At 46.1% G+C, this 23541-nt stretch carries 21 protein-coding genes and 1 tRNA gene; 10 read left to right on the top strand and 12 right to left on the bottom strand.

Annotated elements, in window-relative coordinates:
• Window positions 1-172: 172 nt before the first annotated feature.
• The 4 genes from WBJ53_RS01995 to WBJ53_RS01980 all read left to right on the top strand — a co-directional run bounded on the left by WBJ53_RS01995 (window position 173) and on the right by WBJ53_RS01980 (window position 4720).
• Window positions 173-2662 carry a CotH kinase family protein gene (locus WBJ53_RS01995; RefSeq protein ID WP_338874369.1) on the top strand — a complete coding sequence of 830 codons (2490 nt, stop codon included), beginning with the start codon at window positions 173-175 and terminating at the stop codon, window positions 2660-2662.
• Window positions 2663-2750: 88 nt separating this feature from the next.
• Window positions 2751-3311 (top strand): TetR/AcrR family transcriptional regulator, encoded by a 561-nt coding sequence (locus WBJ53_RS01990; protein ID WP_338874368.1) that lies wholly within the window; start codon window positions 2751-2753, stop codon window positions 3309-3311.
• Between the two features lie 71 nt (window positions 3312-3382).
• The gene (locus tag WBJ53_RS01985) at window positions 3383-3790 is read left to right on the top strand and encodes a DoxX family protein (RefSeq protein WP_338874367.1); all 408 of its coding nucleotides are present in this window, start codon (window positions 3383-3385) and stop codon (window positions 3788-3790) included.
• Window positions 3791-3841: 51 nt separating this feature from the next.
• Window positions 3842-4720 (top strand): alpha/beta hydrolase, encoded by an 879-nt coding sequence (locus WBJ53_RS01980; protein ID WP_338874366.1) that lies wholly within the window; start codon window positions 3842-3844, stop codon window positions 4718-4720.
• 271 nt (window positions 4721-4991) lie between these two features.
• Here the strand turns inward: WBJ53_RS01980 and WBJ53_RS01975 are convergent, their stop codons facing one another.
• Together WBJ53_RS01975 and WBJ53_RS01970 are read right to left on the bottom strand one after the other, a co-directional pair.
• Window positions 4992-6320 (bottom strand): chloride channel protein, encoded by a 1329-nt coding sequence (locus tag WBJ53_RS01975; protein WP_338874365.1) that lies wholly within the window; start codon window positions 6318-6320, stop codon window positions 4992-4994.
• A gap of 134 nt (window positions 6321-6454) precedes the next feature.
• A complete protein-coding gene (locus WBJ53_RS01970; protein WP_338874364.1) occupies window positions 6455-7273 on the bottom strand; it encodes an SDR family oxidoreductase in 819 nt (272 codons plus the stop codon).
• Window positions 7274-7352: 79 nt separating this feature from the next.
• Between WBJ53_RS01970 and WBJ53_RS01965 the strand changes: the two genes are divergently transcribed.
• Entirely contained in the window at window positions 7353-7727 is a 375-nt protein-coding gene (locus tag WBJ53_RS01965; RefSeq protein WP_338874363.1) for a helix-turn-helix domain-containing protein, read from the top strand.
• 6 nt (window positions 7728-7733) lie between these two features.
• Here WBJ53_RS01965 and WBJ53_RS01960 read toward each other — a convergent pair whose 3' ends face one another.
• The 3 genes from WBJ53_RS01960 to WBJ53_RS01950 all read right to left on the bottom strand — a co-directional run bounded on the left by WBJ53_RS01960 (window position 7734) and on the right by WBJ53_RS01950 (window position 10708).
• Entirely contained in the window at window positions 7734-8429 is a 696-nt protein-coding gene (locus WBJ53_RS01960; protein ID WP_338874362.1) for a polysaccharide deacetylase family protein, read from the bottom strand.
• A gap of 161 nt (window positions 8430-8590) precedes the next feature.
• The gene (locus WBJ53_RS01955) at window positions 8591-9079 is read right to left on the bottom strand and encodes a VOC family protein (RefSeq protein ID WP_338874361.1); all 489 of its coding nucleotides are present in this window, start codon (window positions 9077-9079) and stop codon (window positions 8591-8593) included.
• An 81-nt stretch (window positions 9080-9160) separates the two neighbouring features.
• Window positions 9161-10708, bottom strand: a complete 1548-nt coding sequence (locus tag WBJ53_RS01950) for a hypothetical protein (protein ID WP_338874360.1) — start codon at window positions 10706-10708, stop codon at window positions 9161-9163.
• 225 nt (window positions 10709-10933) lie between these two features.
• On the opposite strand from WBJ53_RS01950, the gene WBJ53_RS01945 reads away from it, so the two are divergent.
• The 3 genes from WBJ53_RS01945 to WBJ53_RS01935 all read left to right on the top strand — a co-directional run bounded on the left by WBJ53_RS01945 (window position 10934) and on the right by WBJ53_RS01935 (window position 12710).
• Window positions 10934-11134, top strand: coding sequence for a hypothetical protein (locus WBJ53_RS01945; RefSeq protein WP_338874359.1), 201 nt, complete (start codon window positions 10934-10936; stop codon window positions 11132-11134).
• A 512-nt stretch (window positions 11135-11646) separates the two neighbouring features.
• Window positions 11647-12000 carry a hypothetical protein gene (locus WBJ53_RS01940; RefSeq protein WP_338874358.1) on the top strand — a complete coding sequence of 118 codons (354 nt, stop codon included), beginning with the start codon at window positions 11647-11649 and terminating at the stop codon, window positions 11998-12000.
• A gap of 152 nt (window positions 12001-12152) precedes the next feature.
• Window positions 12153-12710 carry a hypothetical protein gene (locus WBJ53_RS01935; RefSeq protein WP_338874357.1) on the top strand — a complete coding sequence of 186 codons (558 nt, stop codon included), beginning with the start codon at window positions 12153-12155 and terminating at the stop codon, window positions 12708-12710.
• A 984-nt stretch (window positions 12711-13694) separates the two neighbouring features.
• Here the strand turns inward: WBJ53_RS01935 and WBJ53_RS01930 are convergent.
• Window positions 13695-13770, bottom strand: a tRNA-Gly gene (locus tag WBJ53_RS01930).
• A gap of 96 nt (window positions 13771-13866) precedes the next feature.
• Between WBJ53_RS01930 and WBJ53_RS01925 the strand changes: the two genes are divergently transcribed.
• Window positions 13867-15936, top strand: coding sequence for an OPT/YSL family transporter (locus tag WBJ53_RS01925; protein WP_338874356.1), 2070 nt, complete (start codon window positions 13867-13869; stop codon window positions 15934-15936).
• Window positions 15937-15946: 10 nt separating this feature from the next.
• On the opposite strand, the gene WBJ53_RS01920 is transcribed toward WBJ53_RS01925, so the two are convergent.
• The 6 genes from WBJ53_RS01920 to WBJ53_RS01895 all read right to left on the bottom strand — a co-directional run bounded on the left by WBJ53_RS01920 (window position 15947) and on the right by WBJ53_RS01895 (window position 20221).
• Window positions 15947-17011 carry a P1 family peptidase gene (locus WBJ53_RS01920; protein ID WP_338877141.1) on the bottom strand — a complete coding sequence of 355 codons (1065 nt, stop codon included), beginning with the start codon at window positions 17009-17011 and terminating at the stop codon, window positions 15947-15949.
• 125 nt (window positions 17012-17136) lie between these two features.
• Window positions 17137-17451, bottom strand: coding sequence for a DUF6510 family protein (locus WBJ53_RS01915; protein WP_338874355.1), 315 nt, complete (start codon window positions 17449-17451; stop codon window positions 17137-17139).
• A gap of 26 nt (window positions 17452-17477) precedes the next feature.
• Window positions 17478-18218 (bottom strand): ferredoxin reductase, encoded by a 741-nt coding sequence (locus WBJ53_RS01910; RefSeq protein WP_338874354.1) that lies wholly within the window; start codon window positions 18216-18218, stop codon window positions 17478-17480.
• A gap of 1 nt (window position 18219) precedes the next feature.
• Window positions 18220-18834 (bottom strand): sulfite oxidase-like oxidoreductase, encoded by a 615-nt coding sequence (locus WBJ53_RS01905; protein WP_338874353.1) that lies wholly within the window; start codon window positions 18832-18834, stop codon window positions 18220-18222.
• Between the two features lie 78 nt (window positions 18835-18912).
• A complete protein-coding gene (locus WBJ53_RS01900; protein ID WP_338874352.1) occupies window positions 18913-19206 on the bottom strand; it encodes a chaperone modulator CbpM in 294 nt (97 codons plus the stop codon).
• A gap of 100 nt (window positions 19207-19306) precedes the next feature.
• Window positions 19307-20221: a J domain-containing protein gene (locus WBJ53_RS01895; protein WP_338874351.1), complete on the bottom strand. Its 915-nt coding sequence runs from the start codon at window positions 20219-20221 to the stop codon at window positions 19307-19309.
• A gap of 527 nt (window positions 20222-20748) precedes the next feature.
• Here WBJ53_RS01895 and WBJ53_RS01890 point away from each other — a divergent pair.
• Window positions 20749-23043 carry a UvrD-helicase domain-containing protein gene (locus tag WBJ53_RS01890; RefSeq protein ID WP_338874350.1) on the top strand — a complete coding sequence of 765 codons (2295 nt, stop codon included), beginning with the start codon at window positions 20749-20751 and terminating at the stop codon, window positions 23041-23043.
• The last annotated feature ends 498 nt before the right edge of the window (window positions 23044-23541 follow it).

The raw sequence follows: 23541 nt of genomic DNA, 5'->3' as shown, positions 1-23541 counted from the left end.
GATTAAAATCATCAATTATACTGATAATCAATATCTTGTATTATTAAATAAATTCATACTTTTAGTACATTTCCCAGAAACCCCCGGAGCTATTATTCTTTAAAGCCTACAGCTTTAATCAACGAATCACTATAACTGCTACTAAACATGACCACACCTATACGCAACAGCCATGAAACGCTCATTAATCACCGGATTCCTCCTTGCTGGCTTAGTGTCAGCTTTCTATCTAAGTACAATTGCAAACGCCCAGACACTGAGCACTACGAATTTACCAATCGTATTAATTGATACGCATGGGCAACTGATAAACGACGAACCAGGAATCATCTGCGATCTGAAAATTATTAATAATATAAGCGGAGTTAATACGCCAGCAGATACAGCCAATGGTTTTGATGGTAAAGCTAAAGTAGAATATCATGGCTGTAGCAGTCAAAACTTCCCAAAAAAATCGCTGGGAATTGAACTCCGGTCTACAACCGCAGTTACAACCTCAATAAACGCTTCGCTCTTAGGCTTTCCGGCCGAAAGTGATTGGCTTCTTATTGCTTCCTATACCGACAAAACGTTCCTTCGCGATCAGTTAGCCTTTTTCATGTCGAATCAGGCAGGGCGATATGCCTCCCGGACAAAAGCCGTTGAAGTAATCATTAATAATGAATATCAGGGTATTTATATTTTTGAAGAAAAGGTCAAGCGAGATGCTAACCGAGTAAATATTAATAAACTGGACCCGACCGATTTGGGCAACAATTCGATAACGGGTGGGTATATTGTTAAAATTGACAAGACCTGCGGCTCTTTTGACCCCGATCATCAATGGCAATCTGCTTATTCGAGCCCCGGTGGAAACCGGCCGCATTATTGGCTAACTCACTACCCTAACGACGACAACCTGGTATCGCAGCAGTTTACGTATATCAAGAATTATATAAACACCTTTGAAACAACAATGGCCAGCTCAACGTGTTGTCAGGCTACAACTGGTTATTCAAAATATGTTGTTGACGATACATTTATTGATCATTTCTTGCTAGAAGAAACAACAAGCAATGCCGATGCATACCGATTTAGTGCCTATATATCCAAAGAACGAGATAGCAAAGGAGGTAAACTTTCGGCTGGCCCCATCTGGGATTTAAACCTGGCTTTTGGTTTTTTATTAACTCCATTTCCCTCCTATTCCCAGTCTTCTGAAGGCTGGCGCTATCTGGCTCCGGGCGACCCCGCTTTTCCGGTCCCGTTTTGGTGGGGCAAGCTCCTTTCCTGCTGTACCTATACTCATAAAGTTGTTAGCCGCTATAGACAATTGCGCCAAACCGTATGGCAAACATCTACCTTGCTAGATTTTATCGATACACAATATACATTAATGAATCAGGGGGCCTATGACCGGAATTTTCAAAAATGGCCAATCATCGGCGTATCGATCTGGAACGATGAACCGTCGTATAATGGAGCTACGCTGGCCGATGAGATCGATTTCCTGAAAACCTGGCTAACAAATCGGCTAAACTGGATGGACAGCCATATTGATGCTTTTATTCAGGAGCCTTTAGCAGTTGTTAGTCCCAGCAGTTTAAGCATCGACGTTGGCCAAACGGCACCTTTATCCTTATCTTTTACGGGAAATGGCCCCTGGTCATATACCTTATCGTCTGGCCAAAGCGGCATAGTGGCAAGCAGTCCGGCTACGGTCTATGTTTCACCCAGTCAAACAACTACCTACACCATTCAGTCAGTTAGTAATAGCTGCGGCACAGGAATTCAATCGGGAACAGCGGTGGTAACAGTACGCCCTGTGTATGCTGACCTATCAATTGGACTCTCAGCCTCTAAGCGGGTTGTATCAGTAGGCGATACGGTTAGTTTATTCCTTAATCTATATAATGAAGGTCCGCAGACCGCCCGAGCCATAGTTATCGAAAATCGATTGCCCGATGGCTTGTCATTCAGCGGTAGTTCTTCAACAGCCCTAAACGAGAACAACAATGTGGTATCGATAGCAACCGACAGTTTGGCTGTAGGCCAAACACTGGTATTTACATATCAGCTACAGGTTAATACAATGGGAATATTCTGGAATGCTGCTCAGATTACAGCATCACTATCAACAGACCCCGATAGCCAGCCCGGTAGCGGTACTGGCGATGGACAGGACGATATGGCTATTGTAGATCTTCGGGTAGGCACTGTCAATGCGCCGGTTTATAGTTCGCCAAACCCCAATCAGGTTCCTCTTCCTCCTGTTCTTTCCAGCCAGCCTCCCGTTGCTACCGATAGCGTTGAACTTAGTCTGGCTGTCCTGACAGACAAGCTATTATATAAGGTTAACGACATTGCCAGTATAACCCTTGTGGTTAGTAATCGTGGAGGTTTAGCGGCTAATAACACTGTCATTCAGACGCTATTACCGGATGGTTGGCAACTAACCAGCACAAATGGGCTAACTGTTACCGGACAAACTATCACGGCAATTATAGAATCCGTCCCGGCTGGGGACTCAGCCATTGTTGTTTTAGCTATTCAAATGAGTACGACTGGCATATTAACGGCGCAAATTCTATCCGTTGATGAAAACAATGTAGGATCAATACCCGGCAATGGCTACACAAACGGCGAAAAGGATGAATGCTTTATTCAACTTCGAGTGTATTAAGAATGCAATTCCATACAATTCTGTGGTCTATTGAAAATAAAACATACAGACTTGTCTGTTTTATTCACTTTTTCTTTAACTTTGCTTCATGAAACCTAAAGCAAGTCCTAAAACCGATCAATCAACAGTTCGCCAGCGAATTGTTGATATGGCTGCTCGACTGTTTCATCAGCAGGGATATAATCAAACAGGAATCAATCAACTTATTGAAGAAGCAGGCGTAGCCAAAGCCAGTCTATATCAACATTTTAAAACGAAAGATGATGTTTTACAGGCCTATCTGGCTCAGGTAAGCCAGGATTGGTTCCGGCAGGTTGAACGGGCAATTGCACCCCTGGATACACCGAAAGAGAAAGTCCTGGCTCTTTTCGATCTCTTAAAAAGCTTTCTAGAATCCGTCGACTTTAGAGGTTGTAATTTTCAGAATGCTCTGGTTGAATTGCCGCCAGCCGAACTCAACACCCGGCAACTCATTCGCGGCCACAAAACAAAGATGAGTCAGGTAATTACCGATTTGCTGGCCGATGCGGACCCTGACCTGGCTGCGCAAATTAGCCTTCTATTCGAAGGCGCACTCATCACAAGTCAACTTTACCATAGTGTAGAACCGGTTAATGCGGCTCGCCGAATCGTAGAACGTTTACTGTAATTTTTTTTACAAAAAAAATACAGACTGGTCTGTACAAATTTAGAAACATACAAACTAACAACTACCTGACTATGAGCGTAAACGAACCTGAGCTAGCATATGGCCTATTCCGAATAGGGCTGGGGACTAATATTCTATTGCATGGCATAGTTCGGTGGCGAAAGGGATTACGCACATTTAGCCGAACGTTAACCAGCGATTTTTCGAGTGCACCTTTGCCACCAATCCTAGTCTCTCTGTTCGGATGGATACTGCCAATTATGGAGACCCTGATCGGCAGTCTGTTAATTCCCGGAATTTTTACACTACCAACACTGCTAGCCGGTACACTGTTGCTCAATATGCTGATTATTGGCAAATGCCTGCAAAGCGACTGGCCAACTGCTTCGCTACAACTGATATATCTGGTCTGTTATGTAGCGCTCATATGGCTCACCAACGCCAACCGATACTCGCTGGATTACGCCCTCGGTCAGTAGATTGCCCATTTTACCTGTTCCGCTTACCATTCATTTCTCACTTATACTTTTATGCAAACACAAGCACATACCCGTGTCCGGTATCACACTACCAATGTAGCTGGTTTACGCATTTTTCATCGCGAAGCTGGCAATCCGAACAAGCCAGCAATTTTGTTATTAACAGGCTTTCCAGGTGCCTCGCATACCTTTGGCCAACTTATCGATCTATTGAAAAATGATTTTCATCTGATTGCTCCCGACTATCCAGGATTTGGTCATAGTGCAGCGCCGGCCGCCAACGAATTCGATTATACGTTCGACACGCTGGCAAAGGTTCTTGAGCAATGGATTGACCAACTCGGCTTAGTACGATTTAGCCTTTATGCCCATGATTACGGCGGTCCTATCGGGTTCCGGATTGCCTCTCGTCGGCCTGAGCTGATTGAATCGCTCATCATCCAGAATGCCAATGCTTATGAAGCAGGCATCGGTCCCGGCTTTGGTGCAGCAATGCCCTTCCTACAGAATCGGACTGTCGAAACCGAACTGCCAATTCGTGGTTTGATGACGCTGGATGGTGTAAAAATGGTTTACGAGACCGGTGCTGAAAACCCTTCCCGAATCAACCCAGATCATTATGTACTCGATCATTTATTATTGAATCGCCCCGGTCTGGTCGATATTCATCTGAATCTGCTGCACAACTATACCTCAAACTTCTCTCAATTTGAGGTATGGCAACAATATTTTCGCCAGTATCAGCCTGCCACGTTGCTGGTTTGGGGCCAAAATGACCCATTTTTTCCGGAAGCAGCGGCTCGCGCTTTTTTAACCGATCTGCCCAATGCGGAGCTTCACTTGTTCAATACGGGCCACTTTGCGCTGGAAGAATTCGCTGACGAAATAGCTGCTGCCATAAACGCTTTCTTAGCCCCGATTGCCGTTTAAACGCAACCGAACCCAGGCATTAAAAGCAAGCTATTTGACCGATTTCACGGAATTAGATAGTCCGGAATACCCAACTGCTGCCGATGAAATTCTGATTTGGCTTAAAGCTATTGGCATTAACGGTAGAACAGCTCTACGATCGCCAGCTAACCTTAGGCAAAGGCATACCCTTTGTGGTAGGATTCGAAGTGGCGGGTATAACGACCAATACTGTAAGGATGCTACAAACGTAAAACCTAACGATTGCATTACGGCCTTTTTCAGGGCGGACTTAGTTGTTTTTATGCCGCTCAAACCGTTTCCGAAACCATCGGATCAATCGGTTATCTATGCGTCGGCTCATTTCTTCTATATCTTTAATTTCTTTTCCCAACTCGGTGTTCAGCGCCCTCGATTTGCTAACCGACAATACTTGTGATGTGTATAAGCTCTGGTGACCCGACATCAGGAAGCTGATCACGCACGAAACGGCGGCATAAGGTGCAACGGCTGCCCCAAATAGCTCAATTGCCATTACACTCATGGCGATAGGCGTATTGGTAGCCCCTGCTAAAACACTCACAAAACCCACCGCAGCAAACGTAGCCTGATCAACGCCAAGCAAATCGCCAAAAAAACTACCAGCCGTAGCCCCAATGAACAATACGGGTGTAATAACGCTACCGCTTCGACTGATGCTCAGCGTAATAACCGTAAAGACAGCCTTCAGAAGGAAGGCATACCCAACAACATGAGCACCTTTCAGGCAATTTTCCATCAAATTAAGACCTAACCCCAGATAATCTCTCGAAAAAAGCAGCGTAAGTCCAACCAGAACAAAGCCGCCGAGCAGCCCCTTCATCGGTCGCCAAATCGGGATAGCCGCTGTCCAGCTACTTGTCCGCTTAATCATCTGTATGAGCGCGTAGGCACATAGGCCAAAAAACACACCACTCAGGAGCAGTCGAATAAAAAAACCTTCTTCGAAGGTTGGAACAAAATCCAGCGGATAATAAAAAAACGTGATACCAAAGGCCGATGAAATCTGATAGGCGGTAATAGAAGCAACAAAAGCTGGCAGCAATACATCGTATAGAATGACACCTACCGCCAGTACCTCGATACCAAACAAGGCTCCCGCCAAGGGAGCCCCAAACACACAGGCAAAACCCGCACAGAAACCACACAACACCATTTTTCGCCGGTCAACATCGTCGACACGTAACAGCGTTGCCCATACGCTCCCAATACCAGCACCTAGCTGCGCACACGGACTTTCTTTACCGGCCGAACCGCCCGTTGCCAGAATCAATACTACATTAATAACTTTAGTAGGAATAAAAGTCCCTTCAATTCTGCCATAGTTTTTGTTAATGGCCGCAATAAGCGCATCGGTTCCTAAATGGCGTTTGAGGACAAACTGGCTTAGCAAATTGGCAATAAAAAAACTGAGCGGTAAAAAATAAAAAACATACTGATACTCATTACTCTGCTCAATAACAAGGTGAATAACGCTGATGAAAGCAGTGGCAGCAAGCCCCGTAACGCATCCGATCAGGCTCGCCAGAACGACCCATTTAAGTACCGAAAAGAATAAAATAACTTCTTCGTTTACCTTCATACGAACCAGCCATCAGAAAACATCCAAAGGTATTACCTCAAAACGAAATCTGTTGTTTTTGCGGTAATACCTTTAGATGATGCACCCTTAGCTCACTCTGGTAAGGCGTTACCGTTGTCAGAATGGCTGTTTACTTATGCAAAATTGGCGGCTATGTGCTCCAAGTATTCTTCAATAGGGACCGAATTACGTAAGGCCATCAGACTTTTACCCATAGTACCCACCAGTGTTCTGAATTGAGTACTCTGATGAGTAGCTACGGCATAGATAGCCTCAACAATCTGCTGCGGATCGTCAAGTATGTCGGGCCCTGCATTTTCCATCAGATCTTTTGTTTTACGAATGATCCCATCGTAATCGTGGATTTCCGGATTCTCATTCCAGATCACGTTTGCCAGAAAATTATTCCCTGCCGAACCGCCCTGCTCTATTAACCTCAGGTCTATATTGAGTGGCTTTAGTTCATAATAGAGCCCTTCGATAAGTCCTTCGAGCGCAAACTTCGACATATTGTATAATGAACCGGTTGGCGCGGCTGTTGTAACTCCCATAAAGGAGCTTATGTTGATAAACATTCCGCCTTTATGGGCCCTAAAATGCGGCAAAAACGCCCGTATTACGTTGATTGGACCGCGTACGTTCACAGCAAACTGCCAGTCAATCGTAGTTTCATCGGCAAACTCTAGTGGCCCATAAGCGCCTATACCGGCATTATTGACCACGACATCGAGTTGCCCAAAAGCGGAAATGGCTGCTTCGGTGGCTGCTTTTACCTGATCGACATTTGTAACATCTACTGGAAAAATTTTAATGTTGCTGTATTGCGTCAGCTCTGTTTCTTTCTCCGGACTACGCATGGTAGCGGCAACATTCCAGCCTTGTTGGGCAAAATAAATCGCGGTTAACTTACCTAACCCAGTGCTGGTTCCTGTAATAAAAACTGACTTCGTCATGAGGCTTTTTTTGGTTGAGAGCACAAAAGTATAAGCACTTTGGTATAACTTTGTTACCAGTATACCAGAGTATACCACTATGGCACACGCAAAAGCAAACAGCATATTATCAACGCCAAGAAATCAGGCAGAAGAAATCCAGGCACTTCAGGATACCATTTATGTAATTGGCGGTAAATGGAAACTGCCAATTATCAACTCGTTATGTAATGGCAACACGCGCTTTCGGGACATCCAGCGGAGTATACCAGGCATCACAACCCGAATGTTATCGAAAGAGCTAAAGGAAATGGAATTGAATAAGCTCGTAAACCGTACGGTCTACAACGATTCGCCCGTGCAGGTTATCTATACGGTAACACCCTACTGTAAAACCTTCGGCGATATTATTCTGGAAATGATCAAGTGGGGCAAGGCCCATCGGGAACTGGTTACTGGCCGAAAACAACTATAAACTTTTTTAATGATAGCGCAGTAGTTCCGAAACGGTTTTAAATGTATAGCCTTGCTGTTTTAAGCCATTTACAATCTGTCTGATAGCTTTTACTGATTCGGGTCTATCGTACATAACGTGGAGGAGAATGATTGAACCGGGCTTCGTATTCTCCAGCACATTCTGCGTAATCTTTTTCGAATCGTTGGCGATGTTGGCGTACGACTCTGGCTCTACATCCCACATAATAGTTTTTCGGTTTGTTTGCTGCAAATAATACGGCAACACAAAAAGCTTTTTACCATTAGGCGGTCTGAATAGAATTTCGCCCCGATAACCCGCTAACCGAATCAATGAATCTGTTTTCTCAATTTCGCGTCTGGTATAATCCCATGTTTTCAATACCATACGGCTATGTGAGTAGGTATGATTGCCCAACTGGTGCCCAGCCAAAACAATTTTCTGGCCTTCCAGGCTGTGCATAGCCAGCTCTTTGCCCGTCACAAAAAATGTGGCCTTACTATCTAAATCGCGAAGAATCGCCAAAATACTATCGGTCTGGCTGGTTGGGCCATCATCAAAGGTTAAGGCTACAACTTTTTGAGCGGTATTAACACGCGCATAGAGCGTACCGAACAACTGAAATGTTCTGGACCTCGACACGTGCCATAAAACGACAACAACCAGTAGTATGCCGAACAGACGAAGCCCGTATTTTTTCATGAACCAACTCCTGTATTTCCAGAGCGTTTAAACAGGATCAATTATATTAGCTCCAAAGCCAGCCTTACCTGGTATCCTACTTCCTGTACCAGCATTAACAGCAAAGCACCCCGCCAGGACTACAGCCGGTGCAAGGTGCTTTGTTTGGAGTGAATTATCGATTACGACTCTACAGTTTCCCGGCCTTCAGCCGCTCTTTCAAGCGCATCAATATCTAACTTCGACATTTTCATCATAGCATTCATGGCGCGTTTCGCCTTTTCAGGGTCTTTGTCCTGCAACAATTTGTTGAGTCCTGCTGGAACGATCTGCCACGAAACACCAAATTTGTCTTTTAGCCAGCCACAAGGACCTTTTTCGCCACCTTCGGAGAGCTTTTCCCAATAGTCGTCGACCTCCTGCTGGGTTTTGCAATCGACAAAGAGCGAAATTCCCTCCGAAAAAGAAAAATAAGAACCACCATTTAAGGCTATAAACTCCTGGCCATTAAGCCGGAATGAGACCGACATTACACTACCGGCTGGCGCGGGAGTACCTTCGCCATAATAAGAGATCCGGTCAATTTGTGAGTTCTCAAAAATCGACGTATACAGTTTGGCTGCTTCTTCAGCCTGATTCTTAAACGTCAGGAACGTGGTGATTTTCTGCATGTTGTTTACCGTTTGTATACGGCAAAGATAGGGCAGGTCAACAAATTATAGAGAGGCTAAAAACGCCAAAAAAGAGGGCAATTACGACAAAAATTTTTCCCTTTCTTTCAGGGTAGCATAAACAGGAAACGTACAATCACCGCTAAGCAAACCGCCAGCGCCATGCGACTGATAATAAGTTACAGACGCTACACCAGCGCGGGCAAGTGCAATCAGGCTCGCCCGTGTCCAGTCGGCCGCAAATTCTGTCGCCTGTCGGTGGTCGATGGGGGTATTCTGCCGCTCAATAGCCGAACCGGCCACTGTTACATACCGCGAACGAAGTGTAACGGGCGAAATATGCACAGGTTTTCCACCGCTGATATGCCGGGCAGACAACGCCGTTTCGGACTGTCCGGCTATATTTTCCTGTATTGTCAGATCGTCGAACGCATGAGCCTGAGGATTGACCGAATAGGTCACAAAATCAACCAGATCAAAATCAAATCGATTTCGATTCAATTCGGCAAAATTGTCGTCAGTCCCTCCTCCAACGGCCACCCCCGCCCACTCACGACGTAACACGGGGACAAGTGCCTGTAGCAATTTGTTTGAGGTTGTTAAACTGGCCTCATCAAACAAGAGAATCGACTGTATCGGAACAGGCCAACGATCCATAAACTGCCTCAACAGGTTCAGTTCGAAAACCGGATCACTGCCAAAAAATACGGCCATTTCCAGTGAGACACCCAATTGTCTGGCATCCGCAATAGCATTTGTTAAGAGTGTTTGCCAGTTCGGAAGACTAAAAAATACATCGACTCGCAGGTGAGAAAGATTTAGCGAACGTAGTAAAGCCGCTTCGGTGGCTATTAAACAGGGGCCATTTGTTCGCTGGCCAAGCCCAATACGTGGCAGAGAAGCTTGAGCCGTCTCTCTAATTTGCTCCCACTTGCTTAGTTCTGCCCAATTGCTGGTATCTGCCAGAGCCTGGTCGGCAACACGAAACAGAACCTGTTGCCGAAACTCAGTGCCACTAGCAACGGCAACCGGAAAAGGCAGATCATGCGGGGTCGAATATGTTTTAAACGATGCATCGGTCCAATTTCGCTGATCTTCGGTTTCAAACACATCTCCCCAAAAATCGAGCTGCCAGGTTGAGCCGGAAAGTGGTCGCCAACGCATAGACTGAATATTCAGAAACGGCTGATGTGGGTTAATAGAAGTAGGGAAATAGTGATCGGATGTATGTCCATCTGGGGTTATAATCTGAACAGGTTGCCCCAATATGCCATCGATCGGATGCAAGACACACAACCCAATCCGGTTTTTCTGAAAAGCGCTCAGTGCTTTTCCATAAAAACGAACCGTAATTGTTCCTTGCTCATTGCCCTGAATTACTACCTCGCCAGTCATCTGAATGGCCGTATCAACTGTATGCCAATTGTATTTTACCTCAAAGGAATCCAGATGCTCAACAATTGATTCATCCGTAATGGTTACTGAAATCGTTTGCCAGTTATGATCCCGAATGGCAAAATAAATCATCCGAACGATTTCGGTATTGTGGAACGATATGTACCGCAGAAAGCCATTTTCATAACGAACCCGAATAGGGCCTGCCTGTAGGAACTTAGAAGTTAAGGTCACGATTGCCAGTTTTGATTTAATCGATTTATCGTATGCGCTATTTACCATAAACGCATTGACAGGGCAAAACTCATCATTTATACCAGCATTCGCCTATAAAGCAGGGCCTTACTCCCGAAAATTCAGTCTGTTTTAAAGAACAATTCCTCATTAGCGAGTTATAGTCAAACTGGCAAGGTCAGTATAATTAAAGATTTAGCCAGTTAACCAAACTTATTAACGGCTATGAGCAACGTGCTATCAGAACACACCCCTTCTCTTGACCCATCAATAACGCCGTTGCAGCTCGTTGAACGACATCTGGACGAATGGCTGCAGTTACAGGATTATTTGCGGGAATCACATGCACCAACCGAACAACTCAGGTATTGCCGAAACCAGGTTACACGGCTTCAACTCGATTTATACAGGCTACGGAACGCTTAATTAGTCCCGAAAGAGGTCCTATTTACCTGTCTAAAAATGAACAGATATGTTGAAAAGCTCAAAAGTGTATTCTGTTTTACTGGTACATCCAGCTTAATTAAGCATTAAGGCCTCTTTCTTTAAGATTGCAGGTGAGTTATTTTCCGGCAACCCGACGCCAGAATAAAACTACTCAAATCTGGCGCAGGTAGTTAGTCTTACACGTTCAGTAAATATACTCAATAGCCGTAAGCAAGGCAGGTTGCATATTCAATACCAAGTCTAGAGATATAATTAACTTACTATAAGTTGTTTAATAATTACAATAATTAATCTAAATAGAATATTTCAGCCAGTAAAACCTACCTCTTGGTAAAAAATGAATTAAACTTTGTTAAGAGAAGCTCTTTATTTAAAATCGTTCTTAATTTTGTAGAAATGTATTTTTACCCTCTTTCCCCGCAAACAGAGTAAGTAAATCTAATAGTTACTACTTAACGAATTCGTTATTTAGTCATTTTACGCAAACACTCATGTACAGACTACTCTTCTTTTTATTCTTACTACTGCTGGGATGCGATCATAAAGCGGGTCACACCATTGAGGCCCGGCATTCTGATAGCAGCAATACCTACCTTGCCGATAAGTCATTTGCTAAAGATGGCACACATTCTGCTGCTGTAAATTATTATAATCCTGAAACCAGTTACAGGGCTACTTATAAGCTAAAGGTTGAGGTAAAAAATGGCGAAGTGAGCAAAATCAATTTTCCCAGAGGTAGCTATCTGAATGAAATGCATATTACACCAGAGCAACTCGACGAAACAGGTAATGCTACTTTGTATGACGACGAACAGCGCGAATTTGATATAGAAATTGTTGACTAATAGCCTGCCTAATTGCGTCCTATAGCGCCTACTCATCCATTACGCACGAGTCTACAACGAGTTATTATTAAATTTTCATATCTTCCGATCTATAGCGCAATGTCTTTTGATTGGTTATGGGGCAACTTCACTACTGTCTTTTCCTCCTCCTTTTGCTGCCTCAATCGGGTACCTCTCAACCAAAATTTGTTGGCTTAGGCCAGTATCAGATTGCCACCACAACACCCGACTCCCTGAATAAAACCGATTTTAGTGAGGGCGGGCAAACCTATGTTAAAGGCACACTGGCACTCGAATGCCCTCATATCCGTACCTTTCTGGCAGCCAAAACCATAGTAGAGGATATAGCGATAACGAATCTTGTCTTATGTTTTTTCGATGAAAAGCTATTTGCCATTTCGTGCGACTATAGTGATGCCTTACAAAACATGTTTCAGAAACAGTATGGCCTGGGCACTCATAAGAAAACAATGAATCACCAGCTTTGCTCCCAACCAGGGTCAGAATCAATGGCCCTCTGGGGCGAATTCTGGCAGAACGCCGATATTATGGCCTTTGCAATCCACGCAAAAGGAATTACCAATGACTGTACCTACAGAGCAACGAATAGCCTCATAATTATTAGCCAAACCATGTCAGCCCTTTCTTCGGAATGCAATTTACAAGAGCAACTTCCCTTTGCCGAAACGTTCACCAAAACAATCAAATAGCTTATTATCAGCCAATTAAATACAGTTCTCTAATGTCCGTGCACTGCCGTTTGCTCATTGGGGCATACTGTTCCAAAAGAGTAGCGTCATCCAATACTCATTCTACCGCTTAATCAATTCTAATAGAGAGTCCTCCAATTGCCCTTCAATCCTGGTTTCGCTAATTCCTTCACTGTAACGTTATTATTGAAAGACCAGGAGCCCTGGCTGCAAAGGTAGCCAATCCAAAAGAGTCAAAAGCTGAAAGCCTGTTCATTGATCTGTGCCTGAATTGTATCAGGCACAAATACGAACTCTTGAGAGCAGAATGTCTGACCTTTGGAGCTGACGCTTCATTTCTGCAAACACAAAATCAATCGCTTCGTCGGGATCTCGGGCCGGTACTGATAGGTCTTTATCTAAACTAATACTTTTCCTGCTTTCGTCTATCACATCAAATACGACCCGTATTAATCGTTTCTGCTTAGTAGCCATAGGTATTAATAAATAGGTTTGGTTAATAAAAAGCATAAACATCCATTCATAAATATTTATGCATGCGGCAAAAAAAGAAAAGACCTGGCCATACTAGCCAGGCCTTTTCTTTTTTTGCAAACCGCCCAAAAGCGAAAGCCAAAGATAACACCACTATTCTATATTTATACTATATATAACAAAAATATATCATATCACTATAATACTCATTCTGACCTATATAGGCTAAATTTATACATCAGACCCTGGATTCCACATCCAACAAGCCCCCAGGCAGGCATTTAATATATTTAATCAAGCACACAAAAGTACTTCACCATAAAGCCACTATTCATTGTATCGTCTACGCTACCCACTTTTCAGCATTGCTCACTTTACCGTTTAGGCTCTGTTTAAGGCTATTTTTCAGGAAGGCACTACAAACCGCTACCAAACTTGTCTCATAAAGGCTTATAATGAAAAAAGCACTTACGAGCTATTCGTAAGTGCCTGACGGTGAGTCCGGAAACCTGGAGCGGGAAACGAGTCTCGAACTCGCGACCTGCAGCTTGGGAAGCTGCCGCTCTACCAACTGAGCTATTCCCGCTTTTAACTAAAACAAACTTACGGTAAAATTCAGGACATTGTCAAGCCTTTTTGGTAGATCGTATTTTTTCATTTCTTTGATAAAAAAAGCGTCCTTATGATTCCAAATCCTACGCCTGCACATAAGCCCTTTATTCCAGCCACCGAATCTCCGGCTGAGTTTACCTTAAAAGCGATTATTACAGGCGCCGTTTTTGGAGTCTTGTTTGGAGCAGCAACCGTCTATCTTTCGCTAAAAGCTGGCTTGTCGGTATCTGCATCCATTCCAATCGCCGTACTGGCCATTTCGCTCGGGCGCCGGTTTCTGAATACGACCATTCTCGAAAATAATATTATTCAAACTACTGGTTCGGCAGGCGAAAGCATTGCCTCGGGTGTGGTCTTTACAATGCCGGGTTTCCTGTTTCTGACCGGAGGTAGTGGGGCCGACTTCTTTAACTACTGGACCATACTCACACTGGCCATTCTGGGTGGCCTGATCGGAACGTTAATGATGATTCCGTTGCGCCGGTCGTTGATCGTACAGGAGCATGGCACATTGCCTTATCCTGAAGGAACAGCCTGCGCATCGGTACTGATTGCCGGCGAAAAAGGCGGTGACTTTGCCAAAACAGCCTATCAGGGTCTAGGTGTCGCCCTACTTTATGCCCTACTTCAAAAAGTACTACACGTTATTGCCGAAGTACCCGTCTGGGCCACCAAACAGGCAAATCGTTATTTTCCATCGGCTCAGGTAGCGGGCGAAATTACGCCTGAATATCTGGGCGTTGGTTATATTATCGGTTTTCGTATTTCAGCGGTTCTGGTTGGCGGTGGTATTCTGGCCTGGCTGGGACTGATTCCATTACTTGCCTCGGTAGTTCCGGGAGACACCATTGCTCTACAGCTTCAGAAACTTGGCTATCTCGATAATCTACAAACGGCAGGTGGCCCTGGAGGCTGGAATCCGGCAACGCATACCTTCACCGACACGGCAGCCGCCATTTATCGGGCTTATATCCGGCAGATCGGTGCCGGAGCTGTTACAGCCGGTGGTTTTATGACCCTGATCAAAACCATTCCTACAATTGTCTCTTCTTTTCGGCAGAGCTTTGGCCCCCAAAGCCCCAAAGGGGGAAGCGCTGCCGCTTCATCGCTTCCCCCTTTGGAGGCTAGAGGGCTTCGCACCGAGCAGGATTTGAGCGTACGGATTGTTATTGTTGGTAGTCTTGTTTTGACGGCCTTGATGCTCATTTTACCGCAAATTCCGGGCGATTCGCTCCTAACCAAATTACTGATTGCAGTGCTGGTTATCGTTTTTGGCTTCTTTTTCGTGACCGTAGCCAGCCGAATCGTGGGGCTGATTGGATCAAGCTCGTCGCCCGTGTCTGGTATGACCATTGCAACCATTATGGGAACAGCGCTTGTTTTCATTGCTTTTGGCCTGACGGGTAAGCTCTACGAACCGGCGGTGCTGGTAGTGGGCAGCATGATCTGTGTGGCGGCTGCTAATGCCGGGGCTACTTCGCAGGATTTAAAAACAGGGTATCTGGTTGGCGCAACGCCTAAATATCAGCAGATGGCGCTATTTATCGGGGTTATTGTATCGTCGCTCGTAGTTGGTGCCACTGTAAAAATTCTGGACACGCCAACGCCCGATTTGCTGGCTCAGGGTATTACGCACGCCATTGGCTCCGATAAGTTTCCGGCTCCGCAGGGTACACTGATGGCAACCCTCATTAAAGGATTGTTATCATTTAATCTCGACTGGCAGTTTGTGCTAGTGGGCGCATTCACGGCTTTTGTCTTCGAATTATGCGGTGTTAGTGCGTTGGCTTTTGCCGTTGGCCTCTACCTTCCTCTATCGACAACCCTACCCATTTTTATCGGTGGGCTCGTAAAGTCTATTGTCGATTGGAACGCAAAACGAAAAGGGGTGATAGAAGAAGATGCCGATTTAGGAAAAGGAAATCTGTTTGCAACAGGATTAGTGGCAGGTGGTGCGCTGGCAGGTGTCGCGGTAGCGCTCTTGTCGGTCAATGAGTCGATTTATAACGGCCTGGCTTCATTAACCCTCGAACCAGCGTTGACTGCGGCACTGGGCGAAAAAGGTTATATGCTATTGGGGGCATTAGCTTTTTTTGGACTAGCCGGAATCTTATGGCGAGTAGCCGAACAAAAGCGATAAAAGGCATCGTTTACCGTGCCTGCCCTGCTTTACGAAGTATCTCTATTACTTTTTCCAGCGGCAACTGGTCAGCCTGATGCCCCTGATCGCCCGTGGTTGTCTGGGCGGCAAACAGCGAGTTAATAATGGCTTCTTCAGTAGCTTCAATAACGGCCATGAACAACGGCGACACGTTATCGTTACGCAGTAACTTTACGGTATCGAACAAGCTGGTCGTTTCGTGCGGAATCTGGTAAGCGGTCGATACGGCAATAACGTAATCACCGCTACCATTCGACGCAATACCACCCGTTTTGGCGAGCCCCATAAAAGCCCGCTTAGCCAGTCGTTTCAGGTTTCGGGCATCCAGCGGAGCATCGGTCAAAACAACCATCATGCACGACCCATCGAGCTTTTCCCTGAACGAATAACGACCTAACTCAACGCCTACCGGCACACCGGCAATTTGAAGAACACCCCCAAAATTTGTTTGTACCAATGCGCCAACTGTATAGCCTCCCAGCGAGGCAGGTAATTTGCGCGATGCCGTTCCAATGCCCCCTTTATATCCAAAACAAACGGTTCCGGTACCAGCGCCCACATTGCCCTCCTCAACGGGGCCTGTTTTTGCCGCTTGAAGCGCATCCAGCACATGTTGTTTAGTCACATGCCGCCCGCGAATATCATTGAGAAAACCGTCGTTTGTTTCGCCAACTACAGCGTTTACGGATCGTACTTGCTCATTTCCCTTCTGCATGAGCGTATAGTCGATCAGAGCGTCGGCGGCAGTTGGCACACTCAGCGTATTGGTTAGTATAATGGGCGTTTCGATGGTACCCAATTCATCTACCTGACTGTAGCCAGTTAGTTTACCAAAGCCATTGCCGATATAGATAGCTGCCGGATTTTTCTGCTGGAATTGATTTCCACTGTGTGGTAAAATAGCCGTGACGCCAGTACGAATTGTTATTCCCTGCTTAAGCGTCACCTGCCCCACCCGAACGCCAGGCACATCGGTGATGGCATTAAACTGACCGGTTGGTAATACACCGAACCGAATGCCGTAATCGCGGGGGCGTCTGGCGGTTTGAGCCATCGTTGTACTGATTGTAGTCAGAAAAAAAGCCAGAGGAATACCGTAAGCCAGCGAAAATGTCATGTAAGCCAAAGTTGATGAATGCTCTGGCGGGCTAATTTAGGCGAATACGACCTATGGCGCAATCATAAAAGCTGATTGATGGCATTCAATAGCGTTTCATTTGGCACGCGATCGGTTCTTTCATCAACATAAACCACAACGCCCAACGGTGTTTTGGTTAGTTGTAGAACCAGTCCCTCACACGTAGGACAGCGCAACACAATGCCGGGTCCACGCACATAGGCAAGCAGATTGGCAAAGATTCCTTCCTTCAAACAATGGGTACATACCATCTGAAGCATCGTTACGTCGAACCCGACCAGCGCCTGAAAATCTCCGGCAACGGCATTACCATCTAACCGCAATGCCAGATCTATCGCATCAGTATCCGTTATCATGATTTTTCTTCAGAAAAACGATTTTTCTATGTTCCAGTTGGGCCAAAGCGCTCGGTCCGAATGCGCTCAAAGGGCAATCCTACATCAACCAGCGCACTGGCCACCTGCTCAACCAGCAGCGTAGGTCCACAGACAAAACAGTTGGGTTGGCCGTTTAGCGGAGCCATTACCTCCTGTAGCATTTCTTTATCGATTCGGCGTTGGTAGCCAGTCCAGCCATTGGGAGGCTGTCTGGTAAATGTCAGCAGTAGCCGAAAGTTTGTGTTCTGCTCTGCCAGACGTTCTAACTCCTGCTGATAAATAACGCCGTTGTCCATCCGGACGCTGAATAATAGTACGGTTGGGTTAGTTGCTCCAATTTGTGCCCTATGGCGCAACATAGCCATTAATGGCACAACGCCCGAACCTCCCGCAATCAGCACTAGTGGCTCGGTAGCCATGGTATCTTTCCAGACGAAATAACCGCCTATAGGGCCGCGAACTTCAAGCGGATCACCAACGGTAATGCCGTCGTGCAAATAAGATGATACTTCTCCGTCGTCGATCAGCTCAATGGTGAGATCAATTTCGTCAGTTTGTTCAGGAGGAGAAGCAATGGAATAGCTTCGCTCAGCCTGGTATCCATCTTCGGCTGTCAGCCGCAAATCATAATGTTGCCCCGGCAGATGCGGTATCCAGTCAGGAAGTTGTAATGTAAAGGTTTTAACACGCGGAGTTTCCTGCACGATAGCTTTCACCGAAGCTATCTGCCATTGTATTTTTTTCATCTTAATCGTCGCTACGATACCGCTGTTCTTTCCAGGGGTCGCCATACATGCTATAGCCCCCGCGTTCCCAGAAGCCCGGCTTATCAGATTCCATAAAACGCAATCCTTTAATCCATTTTGCACTCTTCCAGAAATACAGATGCGGAACAACCAGGCGGGCAGGGCCACCGTGTTCGGGAGCTAACGGCAAGCCCTCAAAACGCAGGCCAATAAAAGCTTTGCCATGCCGGAGGTCGTCGAGCGGAATGTTGGTTGTATAATCGCCGTAAGCGTAAGCCATCACATAACGGGCTTCGGGCTTAAGCTGTACGTGTTCGAGCAATGTATCAATGCTGACACCCTCCCACTTCGTATCGAGCCGGGTCCACTTCGTTACACAGTGAATATCCTTGGTAAACGACTGATGTGGTAAGTCATTAAACTGCTCCCAGGTCCACTGCATCGGCGTTTCAACTAACCCATCCAGCGCAAATGACCAGGTTGTAAGTGGAATACGAGGGGTTGGCCCGGCAGTAAGAACAGGAAAATCACGGGTTTCGTACTGACCCGGTGGTATCCGATCACTGGCTGCTGGCTCGCGTCGGCGTCCAAAGCCTTTGTTGAAGAAGGAAGGCATGTGTTTTTCGAACGTTTATTTCATCAACCGCATAAACCAGTACAAGATAGCGATTTAGAAAAACTATCCAAGCGTTCTTTACCGTTCGTAGAAAAGCAATCGGTTCTGCAACTGAACGATCTGGCTCTGTAAATCTTCAACCCGTTCGAGCAGATCGTTTACCACATCCAAATCTTCGGGATGAATAGCCAAATCCTGATGCAGCCTGACAAATTTTTCCAGTCGGCCCAGTTGATCGGGTTCTATGTAAACAGTTCGTTCAACCGTAATGGTCTCAACTAGTCCCTGCTGTTCGAGTAGTTCCACAAATGAGAATTCAATGCGGTGATATACACAAAAATCGCTGACGGAGATTAAGTGGTTGGATTGCATAGGGAAAAGGGGATACGGTTTATGGTTTTCCGTTTGCGGTTTGCGGGGGCTTTGCCTCTTTCTATGGCAGCGCAACCGTAAACGAAAAACCATAAACCCACTACATACTGGCTATTTTGCGGAATAATTCTTTTTGTTCGTCGGTCAGGTTAGTAGGCAGTTTAACTTGCCATTGTACATACAAATCGCCAAACGAGCTTTCTTGCTTATAAACCGGAAATCCTTTTCCTTTCAGCCGGACTTTTGTGCCGCTCTGAGTTTCGGGCGGTACGGTTACTTTTACTTTGCCCGACAGCGTTTCGATAACTTTTTCGCCCCCCAGAAGCGCCGTGTAAAGGTCAATTTCCTCATCAACATACAAATCGTTGCCTTTGCGCTTATACCGACTGTCTTCGGCGATGACAAAGGTTATATACAAATCGCCATTAGGACCGCCATTTACACTGGGGGCTCCATAGCCAGCCAGCTTAATTTTCTGGCCGTTTTCGATGCCTGCCGGTACCGTAATGCGGATGTTTTTTCCATCGACCGTTAACGTCTGCTTATGCGTCGTGTAGGCATCACGCAGGTTCAGATGCAGTTCGGCCTGATAATCCTGTCCACGAAATGTAGTTTGTCGGCCACCGCTTCGAGGGCCCCCTTCCTGTCCGAACAGCGATGACAGAAAATCCGAGAAATCTTCGCCACCAAATCCGCTCGAAAAGTCATAGTCGCCAGTGGGTCCCTGGCTTTGTCCATATTGCTGGCGGTACTGCTGCTGTTGGCGTCTGGCTTCTTCAATCTGGTCGGCATGTTGCCAGTCTTTGCCGTATTGATCGTATTTTTTGCGTTTTTCCGGATCGCCCAGCACCTCATTAGCTTCGTTGAGTTGCTGAAACTTTTTATTGGCTTCCGGATCATTGGGGTTTAAGTCCGGATGCAGTTTACGGGCCAGTTTACGGTAGGCTTTCTTTATCTCGTCGTCCGATGCCGTTTTCGGCACTCCAAGGACACTATAATAATCGACAAAATCCATATGTATCTATTGGCGGGAAGAGTTGAGTATTAGTCAACCCAATAACACCGAAAGCGCAGGGAAAGTTGTGAAAAGAAGCGTAAACAGTTTACACTTTAAAACTCATTCTGTTCGGCTCAGGGCTAATTAGCCCTAAAGCCAGTTTGCAGACCGTAATCAACTTACGGGGCATGGTCTTTACCTGCCCGACACCCGTTGGTAGTGAGCGAAACAGTCAGGCCAAAAGGAGCGTATTCCATCTTCGATTGACAGCCAGCACGTGTCGACAGGTGGGCCTTGGCTCATCAGGCGGTTTCCTGTCGACAAAGTGAACACCGCAGCATTCACGGCTCAATAACCTACCGATGAATTTCGTTGGATGATGCCCCTGATTGAACTATGGGTTTGCGTCAAACGTCGTCTTCCGGCCCCACTTAAACCAAATTTTTTCGTAGTTTTGATTGTTACATAAAGACGCCGGATGCTGGACATCAGACGCTGGACTTTCGTTAAATCCAGTATCCAGCGCCTGAATCCAACGTCTTTGTATGGTTGATTACATCTCTGGATTGAATGACCCCCAGCGGCAGGCCGTTATGCACGGCAATGGCCCGCTGATGATTATAGCCGGTGCGGGTTCGGGCAAAACCCGTGTGCTTACCTACCGAATTGCGCATTTGATCGAAAATGGTATCGATCCATTCCGAATTCTGGCCCTTACCTTTACCAATAAAGCGGCTGGCGAAATGCGCCATCGGATCGAGCGGGTTGTGGGTACCGAAGCCCGGAACATCTGGATGGGCACATTTCACTCCGTTTTTGCCAAAATTCTGCGTATCGAAGCCAAAGCCATTGGCTATACCAGCAACTTCTCGATTTACGACACCGACGATTCGAAGTCATTGCTTCGAAGCATCATCAAAGAGATGGGGCTCGATGATAAAGTGTATCGGGTCAACAATGTTTTTGGTCGAATTTCAGGTGCTAAAAACCGCCTGATCGGTCCCGACGACTACCTGAACAACCCTGTTATTCAGGCCGATGATGAGTCGGCACGAATGCCGCACATTGGCCGGATTTATAAGCAATATACTGTACGCTGTTTTGCCGCCAATGCGATGGATTTCGATGATCTGCTGTTCAATACCAATGTGCTGTTTCGCGATCACCTCGATATTCTGAATAAATACCAGCATAAGTTTCAGCATGTGATGGTCGATGAGTTTCAGGACACCAACGTATCGCAGTACCTGATTACCCGAAAACTGGCTGCTGTCCATCGGAACATCTGTGTCGTAGGCGACGACGCGCAGAGTATTTACGCATTCCGGGGAGCCAACATCGAAAACATTCTGAACTTTCAGCGCGATTACGGCAAGGAAAATGTCAAAATCGTGAAGCTGGAACAGAATTATCGTTCTACGAAAACTATTGTAGAAGCAGCTAATTCGGTGATTTCCCGCAATAAAAACCAGTTGGAAAAACACGTCTTTACCGATAATGAAGATGGCCCGCTGATTGATGTCATCAAAGCCTCATCCGATAACGAAGAAGGACGGCTGGTGGCATCGGCTATTTTCGAAGCGAAGGTGAATCAGGGGCTGGCCAACAACGATTTTGCTATTCTCTACCGAACCAACGCACAGTCGCGGGCATTTGAAGAAGCCCTGCGGAAGGTAAGCATCAAATACCGCATCATTGGCGGTCTGTCCTTCTACCAGCGAAAAGAAATTAAAGACCTGATTGCTTACCTGCGGTTTACGGTCAATCAGCAGGACGAAGAAGCGTTTAAGCGGATTATCAACCTGCCCAAACGCGGGATTGGCGATACAACAGTTGCTAAAATCAGCGTAATAGCGGCCGAAAAAGAAGATTCGGTTTGGGAAATCGTAGCCGAAATCAATAAGCACGTGGCAGGCCGGGCCGCTATCGCTATTGAGGGATTTGCTACCCTGATCAAGAGTTTTAAGCTGTTGCTCGATCAGAAAGATGCATTTGAAGTAGCGTCGCACATTGCCAAAGCGTCGGGCCTGCTGAAAGAGCTCTACGACGATAAGACCGTTGAAGGGCTGGCCCGTTACGAAAACGTGCAGGAATTGCTGAACGCCATCAAGGAGTTTGTCGATAATCCAGACAACGACGACAAGAGTCTCAGCGCATTTTTGCAATCGGTGTCGCTGCTGACAACCGCCGACGAAAAAGAAGACGACGGCGATAACGACAAAGTAACCCTGATGACCATTCACGCAGCTAAGGGACTGGAATTCAAGTACGTACACATTGTTGGTCTGGAAGAAGATCTGTTTCCGAGTCAGATGATGCTTGAAAGCCGCAACGATCTGGAAGAAGAACGGCGACTGTTTTACGTAGCCATCACCCGCGCCGAAAAACGCCTGACGATGTCGTATGCCGAAACGCGTTACCACTTCGGACGGCTGAAAATGTGCGAACCAAGCCGATTCCTGATGGAGATGGATCAGCGCTATCTGAAAATGTCGAAGCTTCGGTCGGCTCCCAGCCGTATGGATTTCGACCGCCCGGAGCGGGACCGTAGCGAAAGCACATCGACCGGTTCAATGGCCTTTGTGCGGTCGCTGGCGCAGCGGACGGCGCGTTCGCAGGCTCCTCAAACGGCCGCTGCTCATACGCCTTCCTCTGACTTTGCGCCGACAAGCACCGCTAATCTGGCCGCTGGGCAGCGCGTCGAACATGCCAAGTTTGGCTTCGGTACGGTCAAAAAAGTAGAGGTTAATGGGGCAGAGCGGAAGGCAACCATTCAGTTCGACACCGTAGGCGAAAAGGTATTATTGCTGAGTTTTGCGAAACTGAGGGTTGTGGAGTAAGTTGTTAATCAATCTAAAATTAGAAAATTGAATACTAACTATGTAAAAGAATCGGTAAGTTCGCTTTAGGAGAATTTACCGATTCGTATGGTTAGCCGGTTATCGTCTGGTTTCAGTAGGCAAGCGTTTAGTTATAGTAGCAGTCTGGCTATAGCGATAGTCTGCTTTTTAGCGCCCGCCTTATGGGTAAATCTCCATATTGCGTATGTGCTGTGGCTATATGAGCGAATTGGCTTTACACCTACTAAAATTACATTTTGGACTGTATTTGGGTGCTTTCCGCACACCTGGATGTATCCGGTAACGTTTTTTGCTAATAAAGCCCGCTTATTACTGACCGTAGGAATTGGCTATAGATTGAGTAAAAAAGGACATAGAGAGAGCTCGTTGACTTATCAACTGGTTGGCGCATTGCTTTTATATCCTATCGTGAATTGTTTTCTTGGCTTAGGTGAGGATTTAATTTTACAACGAAATCCTCTGTGGTTTATAGAAAGG

The organism is Spirosoma sp. SC4-14, from assembly GCF_037201965.1.
Taxonomy (GTDB): domain Bacteria; phylum Bacteroidota; class Bacteroidia; order Cytophagales; family Spirosomataceae; genus Spirosoma.
The sequence above is the reverse complement of the archived record's forward strand: the minus strand, read 5'-3'. Positions and strand labels throughout refer to the sequence as shown.